General features: G+C 59.3%; 10 protein-coding genes. 4 read left to right on the top strand and 6 right to left on the bottom strand.

The window, feature by feature from the left end; all coding sequences use genetic code 11:
* Positions 1 to 16 precede the first annotated feature (16 nt).
* Entirely contained in the window at positions 17 to 985 is a 969-nt protein-coding gene (locus tag BLV11_RS14150; protein ID WP_091815826.1) for a beta-ketoacyl-ACP synthase III, read from the bottom strand.
* 309 nt (positions 986 to 1,294) lie between these two features.
* Here BLV11_RS14150 and BLV11_RS14145 point away from each other — a divergent pair, with 309 nt between their 5' ends.
* A complete protein-coding gene (locus tag BLV11_RS14145; protein WP_091815823.1) occupies positions 1,295 to 2,797 on the top strand; it encodes a thymidine phosphorylase family protein in 1,503 nt (500 codons plus the stop codon).
* Between the two features lie 99 nt (positions 2,798 to 2,896).
* Positions 2,897 to 3,808, top strand: coding sequence for a ribose-phosphate diphosphokinase (locus BLV11_RS14140; RefSeq protein WP_217634580.1), 912 nt, complete (start codon positions 2,897 to 2,899; stop codon positions 3,806 to 3,808).
* Positions 3,809 to 3,968: 160 nt separating this feature from the next.
* Here the strand turns inward: BLV11_RS14140 and BLV11_RS14135 are convergent, their stop codons facing one another.
* Complete coding sequence (locus BLV11_RS14135) at positions 3,969 to 4,883, bottom strand: pirin family protein (protein ID WP_091815816.1); 915 nt, start codon at positions 4,881 to 4,883, stop codon at positions 3,969 to 3,971.
* A gap of 292 nt (positions 4,884 to 5,175) precedes the next feature.
* Here BLV11_RS14135 and BLV11_RS14130 point away from each other — a divergent pair, with 292 nt between their 5' ends.
* Entirely contained in the window at positions 5,176 to 6,207 is a 1,032-nt protein-coding gene (locus BLV11_RS14130) for an AraC family transcriptional regulator (RefSeq protein WP_091815813.1), read from the top strand.
* A gap of 9 nt (positions 6,208 to 6,216) precedes the next feature.
* Here BLV11_RS14130 and BLV11_RS14125 read toward each other — a convergent pair whose 3' ends face one another.
* The 4 genes from BLV11_RS14125 to BLV11_RS14110 all read right to left on the bottom strand — a co-directional run bounded on the left by BLV11_RS14125 (position 6,217) and on the right by BLV11_RS14110 (position 21,707).
* Positions 6,217 to 7,269, bottom strand: coding sequence for an NAD(P)-dependent alcohol dehydrogenase (locus BLV11_RS14125; RefSeq protein ID WP_091815810.1), 1,053 nt, complete (start codon positions 7,267 to 7,269; stop codon positions 6,217 to 6,219).
* A gap of 186 nt (positions 7,270 to 7,455) precedes the next feature.
* On the bottom strand, positions 7,456 to 10,557 hold the full coding sequence (locus BLV11_RS14120) for a phospholipase D-like domain-containing protein (protein WP_091815807.1): 3,102 nt from the start codon (positions 10,555 to 10,557) through the stop codon (positions 7,456 to 7,458).
* 43 nt (positions 10,558 to 10,600) lie between these two features.
* Positions 10,601 to 14,335, bottom strand: a complete 3,735-nt coding sequence (locus BLV11_RS14115; protein ID WP_091815804.1) for a hypothetical protein — start codon at positions 14,333 to 14,335, stop codon at positions 10,601 to 10,603.
* A gap of 16 nt (positions 14,336 to 14,351) precedes the next feature.
* Positions 14,352 to 21,707 carry a DUF6603 domain-containing protein gene (locus tag BLV11_RS14110; protein ID WP_091815801.1) on the bottom strand — a complete coding sequence of 2,452 codons (7,356 nt, stop codon included), beginning with the start codon at positions 21,705 to 21,707 and terminating at the stop codon, positions 14,352 to 14,354.
* Positions 21,708 to 22,361: 654 nt separating this feature from the next.
* Between BLV11_RS14110 and BLV11_RS14105 the strand changes: the two genes are divergently transcribed.
* Positions 22,362 to 23,945 (top strand): aldehyde dehydrogenase family protein, encoded by a 1,584-nt coding sequence (locus BLV11_RS14105; protein ID WP_091815797.1) that lies wholly within the window; start codon positions 22,362 to 22,364, stop codon positions 23,943 to 23,945.
* Positions 23,946 to 23,957 lie beyond the last annotated feature (12 nt).

The following is a 23,957-nucleotide window of genomic DNA, read 5'->3' as shown; positions in this document are numbered from 1 at the left end:
AGGGCATTGTTTATGGCTACAGCCGCAAAAGGGCGGATCCCCAGGTAAATCCTCCGCCAAAGGCTTCCAGAAGAACGACTTCATTCTTTTTGATCCGCCCATCGCGAACGGCGGCGTCAAGGGCAAGAGGAATGGAGGCCGCGGAGGTGTTGCCGTGCTTGTTAACGGTCACAACCACCCGGTCCATTGGCATATCCAGCTTTTTCGCGGTTGCTGCGATGATACGGAGGTTGGCCTGATGGGGTACCAGCCAGTCGATGTCTGATTTTTCCATCTGGTTGGCCGACAGAGTTTCGTCCACGATTTTGCCCAGGGTATTGACGGCCACCTTGAACACTTCGTTGCCTTTCATCTCGACAAAGGGCGCTACGTGCCTGAACTGTTCCTTAGGGCTCGAAACCCCACAGGGAACGTGCAACAACTCTTCGTACTGACCGTCGGCATGCAGGTGTGTAGAGAGAATGCCGGTGTTTTCGTCGGCTTCAAGGATGACTGCACCTGCGCCATCTCCGAAAAGAACACAGGTGCCGCGATCACTCCAGTCAACAATACGGGAGAAAACTTCCGCCCCGACCACCAGCGCCTTCTTACTGGAGCCGGACTTGATGAATTTCTCGGCGGTTGCCAGTGCGTAAACAAACCCACTGCAGACTGCCTGGATATCGAATGCCGGGCAGCCATGTATATCGAGGCGATTCTGGAGGATGCAGGCGCAGCTTGGGAAGATTTTATCAGGGGTTGACGTTGCGAAGACAATCAGGTCGATGTCCTGCGGGTTAATACCAGCGGCTTCAATTGCACGTCTTGCGGCGCCTTCGGCCAGATCCACCGTGGTCTGGTTTTCAAGTGCAATATGACGTTGCTCGATGCCTGTTCGCTCCCGGATCCACTGATCAGTGGTGGCGACCTTCTTTTCAAGATCGGCATTGGTCACGATGTTGTCCGGCAGGTACGAGCCTGTTCCGGTAATGCGAGCGTAAGTCATTAATGACGTCCCCAGGATAAGGCGGAAACTGCTGTTATAAGAATGTTGTAGTCATGGAGCGGAAGGGCTCCAGTGTTAGTCATGCTACTCTTCATTAATGGCGGCCTGTTATTAGCCCTTTGTCAAAGATTACCTAGGCCTTTGGTCGAACGTGCCCGTACCATCAGTTGATTGACGCGGATCAAGCTGAGGCCACATCTCATCCGATTCCGGTTCATAAACCGGATAAATATCAGTTAGTTTGGCTCTTTGCGGGTGACAACCTAAAAACCGGACATTGTGTGTCGTTGAATCTGGATATCATGGAATATGCCCAATCAGTACACGCTTAAAGCGCTCGACATAGGTATAAATACCCACCAGGAATCTGTCGCTTACATGAGAGAGGATTGCCCGGTCTGCCGTGCAGAAGGGTTTACCTCCAATTCCCGGGTGAAAATCAGCGTCGGGAGTCGCTCAGTGGTGGCTTCGGTGAATGTGGTCGATAGCCAAGTGATCCCCGAGGGCCATGTGGGGCTGTCGAAATCCGCCATCCAGCGGCTGGCCCTGGATTCTGTGACGGACGTGATGATCGGCCACGCAGATGTCGTGGCGTCATTGGCCTCGGTACGCAAGAAGGTGTTCGGGAACTCGCTCGATGAAGCTGACATGCAGGCCATCATTACCGACATCAGCGACCACCTGTACAGCGACATTGAAATTGCCACCTTTCTGAGCGTCTGTGCCGGTGGCCGGTTGAATATCGACGAGATCGTTTACTTGACTCAGGCCATGGTCAATGCAGGCAAACGGCTGCACTGGCCCGGCCATGATGCCGTGTTCGACAAACACTGTATTGGCGGACTTCCCGGTAACCGGACTACGCCACTGGTGGTTTCCATTGTCAGCGCCGCAGGTCACCTCATGCCAAAAACGTCCTCTCGGGCAATTACCTCCCCGGCAGGCACCGCAGATACCATGGAATCCCTGACCAACGTCAACCTCGAACTTGCGGACATTCGTCGGGTGGTCAACGAAACCGGCGCCTGCCTGACCTGGGGGGGGGCGGTTAACCTGAGCCCCGCTGATGATGTTCTGATTCGCATTGAGCGCGCTTTGGATCTTGACGGCGAGGGTCAGATGATCGCCTCGGTACTGTCCAAGAAAGTCGCAGCCGGCTCGACCCACACCCTCATTGATATCCCGGTGGGCCCAACCGCCAAAGTCCGAAGCGGTTCGGATGCAGGTCGCCTGGCCAGCCTGTTTACCCAGGTGGGCGCGGCCTGTGGCCTAAAGGTGCGCTGCATCATCACCGATGGCAGCCAGCCTGTTGGGCGTGGAATAGGCCCGGTCGAGGAAGCCCGTGATCTGCTGGCTGTGTTGCGATGCGAAGACAATGCCCCTGTTGACCTCAGAGATCGGGCGTTGTTGCTGGCGGGCCATGTACTGGATATGGCCGAGCACTGTGGCCTGGAGGTTGCCCAGCAGAAGGCGATGGAGCTGTTGATCAGTGGCGAAGCCTACCGCCAGTTCTGCCGGATTGTTGAATCACAGGGCGTTTTCAAATCCCTTCCGGAGGCTCATTATCAGCATACTGAAAACGCGGTGCTGGGCGGGACATTGCGCCGCATTGATAACCGCAAACTGGCAAGGCTGGCCAAGCTATCCGGAGCTCCGTTCAGTCCCGGTGCGGGCCTGAGACTGTACGTAAAGCTGGGGGATGAGGTTAATGCCGGTGACACCCTGTTTACGCTTTACAGTGAAAGTGAAGGGGAGCGGGATTACGCGCTCGAATACTATCGTGAAAATACCGACCTGTTCGTTTTTGACTAGCACGTCGTTTGACTGCTTCGCCGGAGTGCGCCGACAGCCAGGTCGGGTTGCGTATGATTTGTTGGGTTATCGCTGGATCTACAGCAGGAGATGAATGAAATGTCTGAGCTCAGCCAGGCTGTGTTATTTTCCCTGACGCCACACCCGCTGGCTGCGCCACTGGTCAGCCAGCTCGGGGCTACGCCTGGTGACCTCAGCCAGCGGCGGTTTCCGGATGGTGAATCCTATCTACGGGTCAACACCGACGTCAGCAACCGCCATTGCGTGGTACTGGCAGACCTGGCCCGTCCGGATGCCAAGTTCCTGCCCCTGGTTTTTCTCGCGGATACCCTCCGGGAGCTGGGAGCAGCGTCCGTAGGCCTGATTGCACCATACCTGCCTTACATGCGTCAGGACCGGCGTTTTGCCGACGGTGAGGCGCTTACCTCTCGCCTGTTTTCAGGAATGGTGTCTCAGCACCTGGACTGGCTGGTGACGATGGACCCACACCTTCACCGCTATGCATCCCTTGACGAAATCTATTCCATTCCGAGCTGTGTGGTGCAGGGTGCACCGGCACTGGCGCAATGGCTCCAGGGCCAGACAGACCTGCTGCTGGTGGGGCCGGATGCAGAGAGTGAACAATGGGTGAAGGGGATTGCTGAGTTTAGTGGTCACCCGTATATCATCGGTGACAAGCATCGCTATGGTGACCGGGAAGTTCAGGTCACCCTGCCGGCGCTCAGTGACTACAGTCATTACACCGCAATGATCATCGACGATGTTATCTCCAGCGGTCACACCATTCTGGAATGTATTGCCAGCCTGAAGGCCGGGGGGATCTCCCGCGTCCGTTGTGCCGCTATTCACGGCATATTTGCGGACAGCAGCGATATCCGGCTACGCGATGCCGGGCTTGAGGCACTGGTGACCTGCAACACCATCGCCCATGATTCCAATGGCGTCGATATCGCACCGCTACTGGTCAAGCCGGTCACCGAACTGCTGGAGCAAATGCAAGACCCTGGCTGAGAGGGCATCCTGAACACCTGAAAAACCTGGGTCGATCCCCGATGCTGCCAAGTGGGTGTTGATGGCGGCTTTGGTATTGGGGCGCCTGGAATTGGTGAGCGTTTTCGTGTTTTTTTCCCGCCAGTTCCGGCGGGGCTGAACCCGGTCCGTTAAGTCGGGTTTACTCTGGGAGAGGTATGTACTCCTCCTCATCCCCGGCAACTTTGGCGAAGCGTCCTTCTTTCCAGTCGTCCCTGGCCTGCTGAATCCGCTCTTTGCGGCTGGATACAAAGTTCCAGTCAATGTATCGGCGATTAAACGGTTCGCCGCCTATGAGCGCCAGGCGGGTTTCATCAAGGGCTTCAACGATGACGGTTTCCTGCGGACTCAGGATTGCCATGGCGTGTTCCGGAATCTCGGTTCCTTTTGCCTGAAGGCGACCACTGGCCACGTACAGGGCCCGCTCCTCGGCGTCCGGGAGTTGAAGTCGCTGTCCCGGTTGCAGCCAGGCTTCGATGTACAGGGTTTCGGCAAACACCCTGACGGGAGAAGTCCGCCCGTACGCGCTCCCCATCATGACGCGCACGGGTACGCCTTCCACGTTCAGAGAGGGCACAGTGCTCGCTGGGTAGTGGTGAAACTCGGGCTCGATTTCTTCAAACTCGGCCGGCAGAGCGAGCCATAGCTGCAGCCCGTCGAGATCATGATCGGCGCCGGTGACTTCCGGACGTTCCCGTTCGGAATGTGTAATGCCGCGTCCTGCAACCATCAGATTAATGTCGCCGGGCTGGATTGCCTGCAGGCTGCCCAGAGAATCCCGATGCAGGATTTCTCCCTGAAACAGATACGTGACAGTGGCGATGCCAATGTGGGGGTGAGGGCGTACATTGATTCCGGTTCCGGCCTCAAAGTGTGCCGGTCCCATATGGTCAAAGAAAATCCAGGGCCCCACCATTTTGCGTCGTGCCGTAGGTAGCAGGCGCCGGACTGAAAAACCACCAAGATCGCGATTTTTAGGCGTCAACAGAAGCTCTATCGCATCACAGCCTTCGGTGGAGGTGCATTCGAATTCCGCATGCTGGTAGAGGTTGCTCATGGTTAGGGCTCCTTGTTCATTCCAACTGCCTTGGCTGGGGAAGTGGGGCGGCCGGGGATGTACAGGCCAGTATAGCTTCCCAGCCTCTCTGCATGAGGTGGGCTATCCGACAATTTTCGATAGGGAACATGGTGTCGCGTTTGCCCTGGTGCCCGACGCTTCTGGCGCAAGAGACATAGGTTATAACGGATAGCGATGCCCATAATTCCTGTCATTACTGGCCAGAAATTATTCATCAGAGTATAGAAGTAGCTTAAATAAAAACTTGTATCCTACTGAAAATAAGAAATATATGTCTAATAAGGCTGCTCAATGGTGGGAACTTCCAGTTCCAGCCGTATTTCCCCAGACCTATCTGCGTATCGCCCAAGAACGCGGTATCCCGGCGCAGATTATTCTCGAACAGGCCCGGTTGCCGCTGGATTACGCCCGTACGCCGGGTGATCTGACCATGGCCCAGATGGAGCGCTTGATTCTGGCGGTCTGGGACGTGACGGGAAACAACGGGCTTGGCCTCGATGTTGGCTGGCAGTTACCCCCCACGGCGTTCGGAAATTTTGGCTATGCCTTGTTGTGCAGTGCGACGATGGCCGATGCCATTCAACTGTGTCACCGCTATTGGCACCTGGTTGCCCCGGGAACCGCTTTGTCTCTGCGCAGCGAGGGGGCGTGGTTTGTAATCGAGATCAGCATTCCCTCCATACTCGAGCCTCGTTTCCACCAGCTGTTTCTTGAGGTTACATTCACCAGTCTGTGCCACGGATTTCAGTTGCTGACAGGCACGTCGGTGAATGAGCTGGACGTGTGGTTTGATTTTGCTGAGCCTGAATACGCTGACAGAGCCAGGCAGCGACTGGGAACGGTGAGATATGGCAAGGCGAACAACCGGGTCAGGTTTCCGACCCACTTACTGGATACACAACTGGGCATGCATAACCCGATGGCATTGAAGTTTGCCATTGAGCAATGTGACCGGGAAAGTGCTCTCAGCCATGCTCAAAGCAACAAGCTTGAAGCGGTCGTACGTGAACGCATGGTGTTTTCGGTGAATGGATATCCAGGTTTGGAGACCATCAGCCGGCAGCTGAACATGACCAGCCGGACACTTCGACGTCGACTGGAGCAGGAAGGCACCTGCTTCAAGACTCTGTTGGGAGACGCTAAACGCCGGGATGCCGTCCGAATGCTGGACGATCACGATCTGGAAATCCAGAAGGTCGCCGGAATGCTCGGGTATCGGGATCCTGCCAACTTTACCCGGGCATTCCGCCAATGGACGGGACAATCACCTTCCGAATACCGCCGGACCCGGCGGTCTGGTTAAGCGAGCCGATTACACCGTGTCTTGCAGTGTCGCCATGTCAATGACGAAACGGTAGCGCACGTCTGAACGCTCCATACGGTCATACGCTTCGTTGATCTGGTCCATGCGGATCATCTCGCACTCCGGAAGGATGTTCTTTTCTGCGCAGAAGTTCAGCATTTCCTGGGTCTCTGCAATTCCGCCGATCAGTGAGCCTGTCAGCCGGCGGCGACCAAAAATCATCGGCACGGTGAGCTGCTCATCGATAGGGCCGATCTGGCCAACGATAACGAGTGCACCATCCACGTCGAGCAGCGGCATATACGGTGATACGTCGTGGCGCACGGGCACTGTGTCGATGATCAGATCGAAGCCGTTCCTGGCGGCTTTCATGGCTGATTCGTCAGCCGACACCAGAAAGCGTTCGACACCGAGCTCTCTCGCATCCGCTGCCTTGGCTTCGTTGCGACCGATTACGGTGACGTCGGCACCCATGCCAATGGCCAGCTTGACCGCCATATGCCCAAGACCGCCAAGGCCGACAACACCCACTCGACTGCCCGGTCCGACATTCCAGGTACGCAACGGCGAGTAGGTGGTAATCCCGGCGCAAAGCAGAGGGGCAGCGCGGGAGAGGTCAAGGGACTCCGGTACCGACAACACGAACTCCTCGCGGGCGACGATGTGTTTGGAGTAGCCGCCCTGAGTCAGCTCCCGGGTCTGGCGGTCCAGGCCACCGTATGTCGGTGTCATGCCTTCCCGGCAGAACTGTTCTTCGCCATTGGAGCACTGGTCGCAGGTCTGGCAGGAATCAACCATACAGCCAATAGCCACGGTGTCGCCGGTCTTGAACTTGCTGACATCTTTGCCGGTATCAATGACCCGGCCGACGATTTCATGGCCGGGGACCACCGGATAACGGGCGCCGCCCCAGTCATTGCGTACCACGTGGAGATCGGAATGACACACACCTGAATACAGGATCTCGATCGCGACATCGTTGGCCCGGAGTTGGCGACGCTCAAACGTGTACGGCTTCAGGGCCGCGCCCTGTTCGTGTGCGGCATAGGCAGTCGTCTGCATGGTTCAGTTCCCTGGTTGTTGGATCAACGGTTGGGCCGGAATTGGCCGACGTTCGCACAGCGTATAAATGCCCCCTGAGATCGAAGGCCTTGCTGAGCAGGAAAGGAACCATGTTAGCGCCGTTTGGCGACAGGATAAAACCAAGGGGAAACCCTTATGAAGCGATACTGGGTTTTCCCCTGTCTGTCAGGCCTCGCTGAGGAAGTCTGCAAGGTGAAGACCGGCCGGGGCGCCGTTGGCTCCGTCCGGATCGGCGACATCATCTTCCTGGGGAAGGACACTGGTGTCCTCGGGGCCAAGCCACAAAGGCGAAATCATGCCGAGGCCTTTCTGGGCCAGCAGATCCCGGATCAGACTGAATGCAGCTGCGGGCCGTGTCAGGCGCTGAAACTCGGGTACGGGGAGACCGTCGGCATCGGTGGCCAGAATCCCCAGTTTGGCGGCCATCAGGGCGATACGCTGATTCTGCACCTTGCGGCTGTAGCCAGACTGGATGTCTCGATCGAAGGAAGCGATCGATGCACTGCCGTCGAACGTCATCCCGCGGCGCCGGAAATGGGTGGCTCCTGTCATTGACCAGACATCGTCAATGATCACGGTGGTGGTGCGCAGTGCCGCCTGCCGGCCGGGGAACCCTTTCGGATGGAAGGCCAGTACCCGCCCCGGCGCCGCGGCCTGCAGCAGATCAAATGCCTCTTTGCGCTGGATAATGGCCCGCCGTGCAAAGGGCGCAGGGATCAGATCCGGTTCCCGGGGTGATACGACAATTACTTTAAGGTTGGGCTGCGCTGCCAGCCGGTCGGCCATTCGCTGGATCAGGTCTATCTCATGGGCCTCTGCCGCACCATCCGTACGGGCGGTCCGGGCGAATCCGGGGGTTTCGATATAGATCAGTTCCTCCGCTTCGGAAATCCCGCGAGTCAGGGCCCAGAGAGCGTCGTGTACGCCATGGGTTGCAAGGAAATATTCGCGTCTGACTTCATTGATCAGTCGGTTTTCGTTGGCAATGGTGATGGAACCTGCGGGCGAGGGAATCCCCAGCGCACCCGCCACGGTATCCAATAGCTGATCCAGCGTCAGAGGCGAGTTGGTGGCAAGGGCATTGCCCGGAGGCAATAACGAAAGCTCCGGCGTTTCACAGACCGCTGCGACGGTCTGCAACAGAACGCCGGATGAACTGCCGGAGGGGGGCGGTGACGCTGCATCCGGCTGTGGCGGATTCATGTTGTTTCCGCCGGACATAACAATCCAGCCTGGGGATGTTGAGACACTGGCACCACCAGGCAAAGGAAGCATGGGCTGGGTCCGGCGCACTGCATGGCGGGCAAGGTCATAGCCCAAGGCTCCGTTGACCCTGACTCCACTGGCATGAACGTCTGGTCCTGGAGGGTTACCGGGGTTGCCCTGACGAAGAGCGGCAGAGCGGGTCTCTCGTGACCAGCGTGCCCCCGACAGGACGCCTTCCCAGCTAAGGCCATCATCAAGGTGTGTGGTATCGGCAATGCCGCTCACCACAATGGATTCGAGGCGCCCCATTGTGGGATGGCGAGGACCTTCCCGGGGTTCGGTTTCGTTGCCGAGGGCCCGAACGACGTCAATGGGATCTGACAGGCCCGCTCCGGGCGGGCTGCTACGCTCGAGGCCAAACAAGGGCGCAGGGGCGACCGATTTCACGGCCGCTGGAATGGGCGTCATCGGATCCGGCGTGGCGAAGGGATCAGGCGGGAGCGCGGCTGGGCCGCTGTCTATGTTTAGGCGGCGGTTGGCAAACAGGCGCCGTTTGCCTGTTCTTGGCGTGACCACCAGATCAAAAACGAGCGTTGCCGGAGACGGTTTCGGATCGCCTGTGGCAAGCCCCAACGGGTTGGTTACCAGCAACTGGGTGGTGGAACCGGCCTGAACAATCCCTGAGCCGCCGTCTCCCCGCAAAAACGAAGGCGCCTCACCAATGGCCTCGATCAGCTGAAAACGCTGTGCAAACAGGCGCACGCCAGCGCCGTCGGGCAGGGTGTCTGCGGGCAGGGTAACGACCACGTCGTTGCCTGCGGTCCAGACGGCCGTTGCGCCTGCAACAGGGGACGGTGAGCCAGCGGCAAAACCGGTTCCGGTGTCCGGCAGGGGAAAACCTGGCCAGTGGGCCTGCAGCCCTGGCGCCGGCGGTATACCGACACCGTCAGAAATCTCAGGGGCAACGGCGAAAACAAGATTGCTGCCCGGCGCCCCGACGAGACGCTCAAGCACCTGACCGGAGTGAGCCAGCAGATCCGGACCATCGCTCAGGTAATCGATGGTGACGTTGTCCCTGATCTGCGGCTTGAGATCCTCGGGGATATCGCCGTCTTCACCTGGAATGCTCCGAACGGTGCTTTCTGAGCGGTTGCCCCGCAGGTGCCAGTCCAGATCCACCGCAAAGGCGCGAAGAAACTGCCGAGACAGGCTCACCCCTGCCGCCAGAGGGGGGGTGGAAAGAGGCGCGGCAGACATGATTCCGCCCGTCGCCCAGCCTAGCCTGAGTCGTTCTGCTGAGCCGGCCCCGGTTGCCGCCAATTGCTGGGCTCCGGCAAGCACAAGCAACCCTGACCCATCCGGGGCCCCAGCCGGAGCCCCTCCGTCCTGCGCCTCAATACCAGGGCCGCCCGGAACAGCGCTGAAGGGGCGTCCATGTAGATCCGTCACCTGTACCTGAATACCGCTGGCCAAACCGGCAATACTGGTCACCCCTCCTGGCCCCGCCATGCCGCCGCCACCGGAGGCATCCAGGGCAGGGAAGTTCACCATAAGGTCAGCAAACAGTTCCGCAATGGCGACCGGATCGATGATAAGCCCGCGATTGTCGTGAAAGCTCATGGGTTCTGCTCGGTTCAGCGGATCGCCCGCGGCGTAGGTTTGCGGTGAACGGTCGGGAGCGGGCACTGCACCCGTGAAAACCAGTGTTTCCGGAACCGGTCGGTGGTGACGCTGGCTCGGGGGAGCAAACCGTGCGCTTAACAGATGGTCCAGCCGGGCGACTGCCTGGGGGTGAAGGCGGAATGCCGCCACCGGACCTGCAATGGGGGCGCCATTGACACTGCGGAACTCCGAGCCGCTGTCGAGAAACTCCAGGGTTCCGAAAAAGGGCGCAAGGGCACTGCCTGACGGGGTGAGTCGGAGAGCGCTAGTGTCGTACGTCGGATTTGCGGTGCCCCAGCTTGGCCAGAGACGCAAGGCGGTCAGCCCGAGGGCATCCAGACCCTGGTCCTGTAATGACTGGGCAGCGGCGTCGGGTGTTAGGGTAAAGACCTGAACCATGAATCACTCCTAGTGTTTCTTGCTGGCGGTTACGGGCATTGTTTTAACCCCTTGCCCGCCGGGTAACGGTGGTTCCGTCCGGAGAGGTAACCGTGGCCGCAATGCTTCGTAGCTTTACTTTGGAGGTAACGGTAATGGTGACCCGTTGACCGATCCGGCGCCGGGTGACTGTGAAGGTTTCTGCTGGCGCACTGATGGGCACATCCGCCAGGTTGGCGGAGTAGGTTAGCGTGTCGCCGCGCTCAGTAAACTGGGTACCACGGCGCTCGGTACCGGGCAGTACAACCGGCCCCGGAATGGGGGTGAATCGCCGCGGTATCCTCGGTATGCCAGGACGTCCCGGCATTGGGATGAGCGGGCCCGTACCCAAACCGGGTTCTTTCTGCAGCGTAAGCGACAACCGGTAGAATTCACCGCCGACGGCTTCGTCCAGTGCGTTGTCGATCGTAAAGGTGTAAAGCTTTCCGCGACCGGAGATCGTAAAGCTCTTGATGGGTGACAGTGTCGGAACCGGCAGGATCGAGCCTGCCGGAATGTTGTAGGCACGTTCCGTTGACCGGTTGATCGGATCAACGAGCCTGACCGTGACCGATACCGGATGATTGATGTCGGTACGCCGGATGAGTAGCGAAAAATCATCACCTCCGGCCCTCCATACCCCGGATGCATTGCCCCCTGGCATTGCATCCGAGAGATCCTGAATCGGCATTGACAGCCTCAGAAGCGGTTCGGGGACGCCTTTTTCCACCACATCCAGCTGGAGACTATGTGATCCCAAAGGCCCCGGTGCCTGAGGCACGGGTGTTGAGAACCCGATCAGTACATCGCCAGGATTGCTGCCCGGCCATGAGGCTGTCAGCACGCCCAGAGGCGGTGGCCCAGCCGGTGGAACCACCACAGGGATTGCCGGCGAGGCCAGAGAGCGTCCACCAAGGATGCCTTTTTCCGGGATGGGGTCTGCCCAGGCAACTGCCCGGTACCAGACATACTTCCAGGAACCTTCAGGGGTGTCCGTGCCTTGTACAGAGTCAATCCATTCATCTGCCGCAGGACTGGGCGGGCTCACGGTCCAGTCAGCGGTGCTTCCGGTAACCTGGGCAACGGGGAAGCCCATACTGTCGACCTGCCGTGCGGCATCGGCTACCCGGGTGCGGTAAAGATCGATCCGCCGTGGATGGGCGCCGGAGGTTCCCCGGGTCTCGATCCGGAGCCTGGCGGCAAAGCCCGGCCCGTCGGCGACCCGACGGACTTCAATTCGTGGCGGCGCGGGTTCGCCGACTTTGGGGGCGGCGTACACAATCAGGGAATCTGCAGCATCAGTACCTGTTGGCCAGGGGGCTTCCGTGCCCCCGGCGCTGACCGGCAGGATTATCCAGCAATGGATTGCCTGGGAGCCTCGGGGAAGGCTGACGTCCATACTGGTGCCTGTAAACAGTTCATCATTGATACGGGTGAAGGCATTGCGGTCGTTGTCGACATTGAAGGCCGCTTTTAGAGCAATCAGCCGTTGCGACAGGCTTGAACCCGGTGCGGGGTGGGACTGGCCGGTGCGTTCCAGCAGGGTAAATTCATTACTGGTATAGATCGCGTAACCTTCGGCAGCGGGCTGATCGGCCCAATCGAGACGGGCATGGCACTCGCCACTGGCATCCGGAAGACTGGCCAGGGGTACAATCGGTGTTACGGTCGTGTTTCTGGCCCGGGGGTCAGAGGCATAGCAGACCTTGCTGATTGGTGACCAGGCACTGGTTCTGCCGGGGGCGATCACTTCGGATTGCTGACCCTGCAACGCCAGGCCCACATGACGGGTGGCGCCATAATCCAATAAAAATCCCGGTATGGTTATCCGATACCGGCGACTGTGGCCCTGGGTGGCCGGCCCCGGCGTGACCTCGTTTTCACCTTGGGTATCGAGACAGATCACGGTGCCCCCAACCCCGGTTGGGGCATCTCCGGAAAAGTTCACGGAAACGGAGGTCGAAGCTCCGGCCAGCGATGTCTGGACCCCAGCCGGGAAGGTTCCGGGTGGACTCTGATGGCGATTGGCCGCGGCAAACAGTCGGCCCCGGAAGCGTACTGTCTTGACCCTGCGTACCCGCCAGTCGAGGACAAAATCAAGTTGTAGCGTTGCCGGGCACAAGGAGGCTGGCGGGCCGGGGTCGACCGGAACCAGATTGGCATCGACCAGCTGAACCAGATCCGGTTCGGGCTGGTTCCCGCTGTAGTTATGGGTGACCCATGGGCTCCAGATACTGAAGATATTCTGGGTGGCCACCCCATACCTGGCCTGTACGTTGCCCGGATCATTCGGAATGGGGAATGCACTGTCAGTGGCGCTTTGGCGGACCCTCTCCGGGTCTTCGGGGTTGGCCAGGTCGCCAATGGGCATGTGGCCCGGCGCATGCCCCCGCATTTCCATCAATGCCTGGGCTGGGCCTGCCATCGCGAGGTCTGCCCGTGCGACCGCAAAGCTCGCTACCGATGCGAGATTGTCGAGCACAAAGCGCTCCCAGGATAGTCGCACAGCGGCCGTCCAGGGCTGGTCCGCAGCAGCAGGCTGATGGACTCCAAGCGGATCGAGCTGAAGGTCAGCCGGCGCTGGTGCCGGGGTGACTTTACGGGGGCGGGGAATGAGCGCAGCATACTCCACTTCGTCACTGTCACCATCGAGGCCGTTGGCCCAGCGTCCGGTGACCATATAGTCCCAGTCGCTGGTGTTACTGTCGCCAAACAGGCTGGTCGCAGCCAGGTTGACTGTGGGGATATCCTCGTAGGGATAACCGGTGCCGAATCCCAGGGTGACTGCCAACAGCGGATCGGTGGAGGCGGCAAGCTGGAGCAGCGTCAGCGGTGCGACCGTTGCTTTCCCATCCTGTCCACTCATGGCATTTCCCGCGGAATTCTGCGGCGGGTGGATAAGGAAGTCGCGGGTGAAACTGGCCTGATCATTCGGCGCCATGGCCAGAGCCGAGTGAAGCAGGGGCAGCAGTTCGGCTTCGGCTTCGGCGATCAATTCGGCCGCTGAGGGGAGCTCCCATTTAGGGGCAGTCTGACCCGATGGCAGCTGCGGGTGCCATCCCCAGGGGTTGATGCCCCGGCTGTATCGGTTTGCTGCTGCCGCTTTTGCAGGCAGCTCGGCGCCCACCAGGCCTTGATCGATCCCGTGATTCTGTCCGGGAAGGTCGTTCCACTGGCCGGAATCGACCGGAAACCCCACAGTTTCAACCAGTTCCCAACCCTTGATCTGATCCGCTGAAGACATCGGGATGCCCGTCAGGGATTGAATAGAACTGGTGCCGATCAGCAATAAACCGGTGATGTATGGGGCCTGAAAGGTGAAAGGACGGGAACTGTTTGCGCCCAGGCTGAAGTGGAGAATGCCCAGCACATTTTCAAAGCCGACGCCGTCGGCCAGCGGCAGTACGATGACATTCTGTGGTGAGGCGCCTGCGCTGACCACCCCTGACACCGATACCATAGGCTTTTCAAATACGACAACCGTACCCAGGGGGGGCAACGGAATCAATGACGATGCGATGTCAGTGTCTTTCGCGAGTGGCGTTGCCGGCCTGCGCCAGACCTTGAATGGCTCGCTGGGAAGCCCGATCTGCGGGTTGACTTGCCAGCGCAAAAAGATGGATACCGCACGGCTGCCAAAATCCTTGAGATCGGGAAACTTCTCGGGATTCGCCGCCGCGTGTCCACCTATCAATGATCCCAGGGTGATCAGGGCGCCCTGTCCACGAAATACTGTTTGATCGAAAATTCTCGCCGCCATGGTCTTTCGTTCCTTATCAGGCTTCTTCCCAGGGTGCATGTCGGAGCGTTTCCGATACGATCCGGTAGGACTGATCGGTTGCGCTGTCTCCATCGAGATAAGGCGCGGTGAAGGCCTTGCGAACCAGCTCCAGGTGAAGAATCTTGTTACGGGAGAGCGGCTTGAGAATGCAGAGAGCCCGCTGTCTGCCCGGGGCATAGATGACCTGGGCAACGATGCCATCGCCACTTGAGCCTTCGGCCATTGTCAGCCATTCCTGTTCCGTCAGGGCCAGCCGGGTGACCGGAACATCGTCACCGCTGGTCACCTCCTCGGGGAGTGCCCGGGTGCGGTGCATTGGCTCAGACGAATCAACCATCACTGCGACCGGCTGTGGATCGCTGGTCGGGTCGGTCTGCTGCCAGAAGACCAGCACCCGAGGGTGTGAGGGCACGCCCATGGGTTCGAGGCCGGCGCCGATCAGCGCATTGTCGAATTCGGCGCCTTCCGGCTGCCGCGAAGCGAATTGTGTCGCTATCGCCTGCAGGGCCCCGGTAGCGATGGCGCGGTGTTCCGTTGCTGTGCCTGCGAATTGGGTGACGAAGTCCTCGGTGGACGCAAAAGCGCCGGTGCTGAATGATCGGCGAAGCACGCGCTGGCCTACGGTGTTGGCCGGAGCGCCGATATCAACCGCTTCAATGTCCAGAACGTAGTCAGTGTAAGGGTCCAGAGGAATGGGAATAGTGACCGTGGTCTGCCTGACCCGCTCACCATCCACGGGTACGCAGGGCCCGACTTCCGCCATCACATCAACCAGCACCCCTTCAAATGGCGATAGCGCATCGGCCTTGACGTTATCCAGGGTCGCCGCCGTAATCGGGAACGGATGGGGCACACCGGGTTCCTCGACCTGCCGGAATGATGCGGCCTTGAGGCGGGCACGTAACTCCTTGCCATAGGCACCATAGAGCCGGTCGACGTCGTTGGTCGCAAACACAACCTTGAGTTCTTCGTGACCGAAAACATGCTGCTCTTTCTCTGCCGGCGTGGTGCATAACAGCCAGGGATCCAACCGCCGCGGAGCCTCATCATCGGTACGGAACCAGAACGATTCCGTCTGTACGTCGCCACTTTGAACCGTGCCTTCGTCATCCCGCACTGACACATTCGTGACCGTGGTGACCTTGTAGGTTTTGCCGGGGAACATCAGCGCGATGTTTCCACTTTCCGGCCCAAGGAAGCTTTCAACGACCGACCGGTTGCGTTCGATCTGGGTTTGGTCATACGACTCCCGCGTGGCTTCAGCTTCGGTGGTCAGCTCAATGGCGCCAACGAAATAAGGACGGCCAAGACGCTCCATCTTTTGGGCGGTCTTGAGGTCAGGGTAGAGCATGCCGATATTGATACGGGTAGTACCCGCGGGTGGCTCTATTTCGACAAACAGCGCTGAGCGCTGACCGAGGCGGGTCTGGCCATAGAGAACGGTATGGTAGATACACTCAACCCAGGGGCCATTCATATCTGTCCAGCGCGGCGGCAGGCCGGTCAGACTTACCAGATCGGTGACTCGCACCGGACGTTCGCCGATCACCTGGTCTTCGTCATCGAGATAATGAATAACCAGGTTACGGCCAGCACCGGTTTCCTTGTTCAACAGGCGTTCGCTGGCCCACAGGAGGATGGCTCCGGCCTTGATCGGCCCGCTGTCGATCTGGATAACGTCAGAGAGAGGGCCGTGCTTATGGTTCAGAGCATCAAGCTGTTCTGCAAAAGTATCTGCCTCGGCCCGGTTACCGAAAACCACCGGCTCCCCGATATCCCACAGGGGGGACGCAAGCACTCGGCCATCACAACTGGCCTCGCCGGGTTTGGGCGGGGTGCTGGCGCCGGCGGTGACCGAACCGGTGGCTGCGTTGTTGGTCGCCTCTGGGCTCAGTGCTGTGAGACCGGAAAGCAGCTCACTACGGTGAACAATATCGCCAGCAGCAACCCGGCGCAGCGCCTCGCTGATCACCAGCGGGTTGGCATCCAGGCGGTCGGCAAAGCGGCGCCCAAAGCTACCTTCGGTGGCCGCGGTCAGGCGGGCCCGGTCTGCGGAGAGCCGATCGCTAAAGCGGGTCAAGCGGCCTGCGCGGGTGCGTATCCGGTCTGCGACTGTCCCCAGAGAGGCTCGTTCAGCCGGCGTGGAATTCCCCAGGGGAACCCTGGCCCGAGGATCAATCTCTGTGATCAGCGGCCGCTCCCGCAGCAGATCTGCAATATCATGGGGCAGGGCTATCCCGGGTTGAACGGTTTCGTGGGTCCGGTCGTCGTTACCGGCGCCGTTATCCCGGGCAGGGAAGCAGCGGACCTTGCCGCCCTGGATGATGGCGGGCACCAGACCTCGACGGCGGTCAAGGTCACGCACGCCAGTTCGCCAGGTTTCGTGGACTTTAAGGGAAAGTTCAGGTTCTGTTGACCGGTCGGTGTCCGCAGGATCCGGCCAGGCAATGCCTTTGAGGGTCCAGCCGGATTCAGACGGTCCCAGGGGCTCATCGCAGAAGGTCCAGAGCACCGCGGCGGCAGGTGCGGCGTCATGACAAATGGTGCCCCAGCGATCAATCACCGTGTCAACCAGATGTTCAGTGCGTTCCAGCGCCTTGGGGGTCGGGTTTGGTGTCCAGTTGAGAAGCGCCAGTTGCGCGGTCAGGTTCGTATCTGTGGGCGCGTTATGGGTCCACCAGACAGAGGGTTTGTTGCCGTCCATCAGTGCCGGGGAGCCATCCGCGGTTTCCAGCCTCACTTCGGCGAGGTCGTAGCGATAGGCGAAATCGCCCCGCTTAACAAAACCGTCGGCCGGTGCGCCGGGACTGCCTTCGGGGCTGGAGCCCATGACTGACAGGCTGTCATCCCGCGGTGTGGCGGACATTGTGAGCACCGGAATGGCATCAATAGGTACCTCAGGCAAGGTGCTGATGTCTGACGGCTGGGTGGCCGAAGCGATGCCATCGCCGATCTTGCTGTCGATGCCCCGGTCGACCCCGGTGCCCTGGACCAGCGCAGGGGAGCGGCTGACGAGAGAGGTCGCGGTGACCAGCTTGGGGGCCGGGGGCAGGATTTTGTTCTCCTCGCCAATATGGAAGTCCACGCAGCCTTTGAGGGTGAAGAAGAACAAGTCCAGTTCGCCACACACTTCGCCGTCGATGCGGGAAATCTCGGACCGGACGCCATCAACCACTTTCTGGCCGATCTGAACAGCAAGGCCGGCCGAAGCGGACAGGGAAATGATAAACAGCTTCAATTCACCACGCAGATAGAGCAGCCCGCCAACGTAAAACGGATCAAATCCCAGAATCGCGTTAAAGCCTGCGGTCACCCTCAGGTAGAGGTTGATGGAGGTATTGCCCCATACCAGCGATACCTCAAGTCCCATCGCAAGCGCCGTGCCCTGCACCGCCGGAAGAGCGGGCAGGTTGGTGCCAGGCGGCTGATAGGACGGAATGCCGTGCCCGGAAATCATCACGTAACCTGCGCCGTCAAACACTTCCAGTATCTTGATACGGATGGGGCCGGGCATTGGGCGGCCGAGGCCATCATTGCCCGGAAATGTACCCAGATATACGTGCCAGTCGCCGCCATCTTCGAGATTGAAGTAGGCCTCGATGGGAATCCTGATCTCGACGATCGGATCGATCGAGAAATCGATGGACAGCCCGATGGTGAGGGTCCCGCGACCGAAGTCGAGATCAATCACGCACAGGAAGGTGCCTTCGGCGTTCTTGTCCTTTAGCGCCGGCAGGACGGCCAGCAGATTGGCTTTAACCACCAGCAGCACGCGGGGCCCGGGAAGTTCGAGCAGGAACATGCCCTTGACGTTGAAGATGATCGGCGACCCCATGGTGCCAAGCGTGATCCCGACACCGAACGCCCACTTATTGAGTTCCGGTTTCCAGGCCTGAAGGTTGGTCGGGTTGCCCTGGGCCCGGTCTTTGAGCCAGGCCAGCGCAGGTGTCAGTGACGTGATGCCGTCTTCATCCCGGGCGTAGTGCATGGCGAACAAGCCAAGGAAGCCATAGATACCGAAGCCGGATTGGGCCAGCGGTATGGCGACCGGCAACTCCACTTCAAGGGCAATCGCAACACCGGTCGCCGGGCCCCCTTGGGACGCGGGTATCTGAGCCACCGCAATCTGTGCGGCGACCCTGAGCTTTACCGGAATCAATGAAACGTCGATACCACCCTTGATCTCCATCGCGCCACCGGAGTTGTTCATCTCCATGTAGCCTTTGCCTTCGATAACCCCGGGAACTTTCAGGCCGGCACCAAAGGCGGTGAGCTCCGGAGGCCCCAACGGCTCCAGTGGCAATCGAATACGGGCGCGATCGACCGAGATCACGCCAAGGTCGATCGCGAAGCCGAGGTCAATCTCGAAATTGAGCGGATTGGTGCGGGCAATGCGGGCACCCAGCACCTGAAGGATCTGCCCCAGCGGGTCCGGCAGGCGGATCTGGCCCGGGCCTGAAACATCAATGGTATAACCTTTTGACTGGTCGAAGACCGGGCGCAATTCCCAGGCGGCGGTAGAGCCGGGCGGGTAGCCGAACTTCAGACCGATGGCTTTGTAACGGACGGCGAGAGGTGATTCCCGGGGAATCTCCAGCAGCAGGAACCCACCGAGCTTGATCTTGGCGGAAATGGCCGTTTCCACATCAAACAGAATGGAGGTTTCCCAGCGGTCACCCTGGCGACGGAATGCTGCCTCGCCTCCAAATAGCACAACCCGCTCGACGTTCAGCAATGGCTCGCCGTCCACGCGTATTTCCGCCAGCGCGGAAGGCAGGGCCACCACAGCGGCGCTGAGTACAATGGGCGCAATGCCACCGTCTGCAGGGTTAGCTGGTGCAATCTCGGCGAGCAGAGGGGTGAAAACCGTGGTCATTCCAAGAATATTGCGGCCGGTATTCGGCGCCTGCAAAGCCTGCCCCTGGAGCTGGCCGGTTTTCACCAGGCCATCTTTGTCGTTGGGGTCGGCGCCGATGTAGAGCTTGATTTCGTCGCTCTGGCTGGCCGGGTCGGTCTGGTAAAGAAACAGGTAGTCGACTATGCCGTCGGCAGGGTTATTGCCCAAACCCTCAATGGAGGGAACGGACACCCCACCCGTGGTGTCGAGCTGCTCTTCCAGCGCGGTTTCAAAATCCACTGACCCAGACAGTTCCAGGGCAACAAACTGATCCTGAACCACCCGCACCTTCAGTCGCGCTGACCGGAACCAGGACGGGGGTGGCGGATTGTCTGGCGGGTCGTCACGGGTAGGCGGTTGGGGCGGGGGTGGGGTCGGTGCGGCTGGACGCTCTACTTCGCCCTCGATGACCGGACCCGGCATATTGACTGTGAAGTCACGGATCTCGGCTTTCCACCAGACCTCCCTTGGCTCGCCATGGCTTTTCCATCCGGAACCGGCGTTGCCGGTCCAGCTGACCGGAGGCGTTGCGCCGGGGCCGATGGGTGTGGGCAGCAGGTTTACGGTGAACCCTGCCAGCGCAGGTTCTGATTCGATCAACGTGCGCAAGCCGTCGGCCCGGCGTTGCGACAACAGATAATTGTAGGTCGCCTTTTGGTCGTCACCTTCGTAACTGGCGGTACCTTCGATGGTGATGGATTTCGGCGTTATGCGTGACAGCACTTCCTGCCATGCGGGGATAAACTGGCGGGCTGGCGGCTTCCAGGAGGCATTGCTGCTGGGGTCAACCGCCTGATCAGCACTGGTATTGTCTGGATTCAATACGTAATTGGCAGGGTCGGACTGCCCCGGTTTGTCGAAACGGAAATAGCCGTCAATTCTGGTAAATGTTTCGCCAGGCAGCACCGCGCGTATGGTTTTGGATTGACCGCCGGTCAGATTGACCTGGAACGTGGCCGAACTGGAGGTCGGGCCACCGTCGGCTTGCCATTCCGTCGCAGGATCGGGAACGACTCCCTCTACCGCAATCACCACACTGTCACCGGAGTCACTGATCAGACGCAATGGGGGGGCGGTTTGCGGCTGCCCCTCAAGAGTAATCGAGGTCGTGGTCAGGTTCGCTGAAAGATCAGGCTGGGCGCCTGGCGCCGGTTGAACCAGATTGGCTTCCCGAAGATTGGCAGTCACGGTCAGGGTCCGGGATTTTTGCGGGCTACTGGTGTCTGTGGCGGTGATGGTAATGGTCTTGCCCGATGCGCCGAGGCTGATGTCATGCACAATGCCGGCGTGGCCTGCGCCGTCGAACTCGGCGTTGATCGAGTAGGGTGCGCGCCCTCCGACCACGTCGACCAGCAAGCGGGTTGTTGCAGGTAAGCGCACCTCGGCCGTGGTGTCGTTAAGGCGGGTGATACCAATCGCCCGCCCTTGCTGGTCAAAGAACCGGGCACTCAGGGTGAGTTCACCTGAACCCTGATTGATAATCGCGAGATCAAAGTCACCGGTGATGCCGCTGGAATCCCCCAGACCAATGAGCAAATTCTCAACCCCGGCATTGACGGCAAAGTCCTCTGCGCCGTTGGGGGCGAAGAACAAGCGTATTTCCGGCAGGTACAAGCCGGTCCAGGCATCGTCAAAGCCGAACTGGTCGAGCACTTCCGGCGGGGTGTAACCGTCGGAGAGATCAAGGAAAGCAGAGCGGAAGGCAAAGCCGACCACGCGTCCGGAGCCGATAAAGGCGTAGGCGGGTTCCATGGTGATCAATTCGGCGGCCGCCATATCACCAGGATCATCAAGGCCCGAAACACCCAGGGACAACAGGGATACGTCGAGAACCGCTGTGGAATCACTTCCCTGACTGACGCGGAGTTTGATCTTGGGCAGGTGAAAGACCACATCCGGCCGGGTAGTGTCCGGCACCAGCAGCCCGTTGGCTTCCATTTTGGCCGGGCTCAGGAATGGCGGCCGGAGTTCAATCCCTGAAAGCACCAGGTCCAGTACAAAGCCCGTTCCCGGGTAGTCGGATGGCGGGGCATCTGAGGGGTCAGGGTCCCAGGCGCTGAGTACATCGCGCACCGGTTGGAAGTCTGTATCACTGCCGGGAATGGAGGCCTCGCCGGCCGCAATTATGTCACCGGCTATCCGGGGCACTGTCAGCGCGAACTCTACTTTGGTGTCGGTAATATCCAGCCAGGGTTCGCGTCGGTCGGGTTGGGTGCGGGGGTGGCCTTCGGTGTTGGCGGCCCCGGCTCGCAAGGTACCGGTGGTGGGATCAAACGATGGGGGATCTATGTCGCCGGAAAAACGGGCAATTCCCCGGATTACCAACCCTTCAGATCCAAGGGTTGTTTCGTAGGATTCCACATAGATGACAGAAAGCGCCGCATGCCAGGTGGTCGTTTCTCCCCGCAGGAGGTAAGGGCGGATGAGGTCTGCCAGCGCCAGATCGAAGATCATAACTCTCGCTTCCGAAGTTGGTGTTATCCATGGACACCATTGGCGCTATAGCCACTGAAAACGTGGTATGTCGAAACGGAGTTATTTAAACCTGATTATGGGAATTCCTGTCTCCATGAACCGGGTTCTGAATTCGGTTTGCCAGCGACTGAAGTGCCCGGTCAAACCACGATTGATTTCCGTCTCTCTATAGGGATTACCAATGGCAACGCCTGACCCTGGGCAAAGCTGCACAGGCACCAGAACTGCCGATATTGCGCGTAAATATGGAAACATTGAGGGGACATCAGCCAGCGGCGAATAACTCAGCACGCTCTCCCTGATTAGCAAGAGGTATAGGTGGTGCCCGTGAAAAGTTCAAGGTCGGTTTATATTTAATTTTTATAACTCAGGCCGGGTTCTGATAAGACACTCGTTAATTATCTAAATACCATTGCGACATGTATTTTATATATTCAGATTGGACCGAATTTATATCTTTAAAAGATGACGACATGGTGTGTTTTTTTACCGGTGGTTGTGCTCACACCGGGTGACTGGATTTTCTGGCCGGGGCCAGGGGGTTTTGGTGCCAATGCCGACCAAAGGCAGGATCCGTATTGTGGGTGAATTGACTGAGATCCCTACAACAATTGTGAAGCCAGGATTTTGACCATGAATACCGTTGCCAAGTTTCCCTCAGGTGCCGAGACTCACGCCTACAACCCGGCCACTGGTGCCCGGATCGATGCCGTGGCCAACACCCCGGCGGCAGAGATTCCTGCCATTTTTGACCGAGCCCGTCAGGCGCAGGCCATCTGGGCTGAAAAAAGCTTCGGACAACGGCGCCGTCACCTGCTGAAAATGCGTGATTATATTCGTGACAACGCAGATGAACTGGCCCGCATTGTCAGCGACGGAAATGGTAAAACCCGCCTCGACGCGCTAGCGACCGAAGTCCTGCCATGTCTGCTGGCCTGTAGCTGGTATGGCGACAACGCCAGCAAGGTCCTCAAGCCAGAAATTCGTGAGCCTTCCAGCCTGCTGTGGGTTGGCAAACGTTCGGAAATCCGATACGAACCGCTGGGCGTTGTTGGCATCATCAGCCCGTGGAACTATCCACTCTCCATTCCCTTTGGAGAAATCGTGATGGGCCTGATGGCTGGCAATGCCGTGATTCTGAAGGTGGCCGCCGCAACACCCCTGGTGGGCAAGGCCATTGAAGACATCGTTGCTGCGGGCGAGCTCCCCGAAGGGCTGTTCAGTCACATCGTCGGTTCCGGTGGCCAGGTCTCCAGCGCCATGTTCGAGAATGGCATCAATAAGCTGTTCTTTACCGGCTCGGTACCAGCCGGCAAGCAACTGATGGCTCAGGCGGCGGAAACGCTGACCCCGGTATCGCTGGAGTTGGGTGGCAAAGACCCCATGATTGTGCTTGAGGATGCCGACCTCGAACGTGCCGCTAACGGAGCGGCCTGGGCTGGCTACCAGAATGCCGGGCAGTCTTGCGGTGGGGTGGAGCGGATTTACGTCCACGAATCGATTTATCAGCAATTTGTGGATCTGTTGGCAGCGAAGACCAATGATCTGCGCCACGGTGTTCCCAACGACCATTGCGGTGTTGACCTTGGTTCCATGACCACACCGAAGCAACGGGACACGGTAGCTCGTCAGCTGGCCGAAGCCATTGCGGACGGCGCGAAGATTGTTGCTCAGTCTCAGGGTATCGGCAGTCAGGATGGCCATTTCCACCCGGCAACACTGGTCACCGATGTACACCACGACATGACCCTGATGCGCGAAGAGACGTTCGGGCCGATCATTCCGGTAATGGCGTTCAAGACTGAGGATGAGGCTGTAGCACTGGCCAATGATTGCACCATGGCACTGACCGCGTCCGTCTGGACCCGGAATACAGCGCGGGGCAAGAAGCTGGCAAACCGGGTCAAGGGCGGCGTGGTTGCCATTAACGACCACCTGTACACCCACGGTATGTCCGATCTGCCCTGGGGAGGCCCCGGCGAATCCGGAATTGGCCGTACCCACGGCCCTGAAGGCCTTCTTGAAATGAGCAAGACCAAGGTGGTGAACTGGGACTGGCTGCGGGCCAAGCGCAACCTGTGGTGGTATCCGCAGGACAAGCAGAGCTATGACGCCATCCGCAACGCCATGCATATGGTGGCACCGAAATCGCCGGTGGATTTCCTCAAATCAGCGGGCAAGGTGGTGCCGGTGATGATCAAGAAGATGTATTTCTGAGACTCACCATCC

This window comes from Marinobacter mobilis, from assembly GCF_900106945.1.
Taxonomy (GTDB): Bacteria; Pseudomonadota; Gammaproteobacteria; order Pseudomonadales; family Oleiphilaceae; genus Marinobacter; species Marinobacter mobilis.
Note: the sequence above shows the minus strand (reverse complement) of the source record. Positions and strands in the feature narration are given on the sequence as shown.

What these genes read in the sequence shown, in the direction of transcription:
- BLV11_RS14150 (WP_091815826.1), bottom strand. Translation starts at nt 985, where the DNA reads ATGACTTACGCTCGCATTACCGGAACAGGCTCGTACCTGCCGGACAAC.
- BLV11_RS14145 (WP_091815823.1), top strand. Translation starts at nt 1,295, where the DNA reads ATGCCCAATCAGTACACGCTTAAAGCGCTCGACATAGGTATAAATACC.
- BLV11_RS14140 (WP_217634580.1), top strand. Translation starts at nt 2,897, where the DNA reads ATGTCTGAGCTCAGCCAGGCTGTGTTATTTTCCCTGACGCCACACCCG.
- BLV11_RS14135 (WP_091815816.1), bottom strand. Translation starts at nt 4,883, where the DNA reads ATGAGCAACCTCTACCAGCATGCGGAATTCGAATGCACCTCCACCGAA.
- BLV11_RS14130 (WP_091815813.1), top strand. Translation starts at nt 5,176, where the DNA reads ATGTCTAATAAGGCTGCTCAATGGTGGGAACTTCCAGTTCCAGCCGTA.
- BLV11_RS14125 (WP_091815810.1), bottom strand. Translation starts at nt 7,269, where the DNA reads ATGCAGACGACTGCCTATGCCGCACACGAACAGGGCGCGGCCCTGAAG.
- BLV11_RS14120 (WP_091815807.1), bottom strand. Translation starts at nt 10,557, where the DNA reads ATGGTTCAGGTCTTTACCCTAACACCCGACGCCGCTGCCCAGTCATTA.
- BLV11_RS14115 (WP_091815804.1), bottom strand. Translation starts at nt 14,335, where the DNA reads ATGGCGGCGAGAATTTTCGATCAAACAGTATTTCGTGGACAGGGCGCC.
- BLV11_RS14110 (WP_091815801.1), bottom strand. Translation starts at nt 21,707, where the DNA reads ATGATCTTCGATCTGGCGCTGGCAGACCTCATCCGCCCTTACCTCCTG.
- BLV11_RS14105 (WP_091815797.1), top strand. Translation starts at nt 22,362, where the DNA reads ATGAATACCGTTGCCAAGTTTCCCTCAGGTGCCGAGACTCACGCCTAC.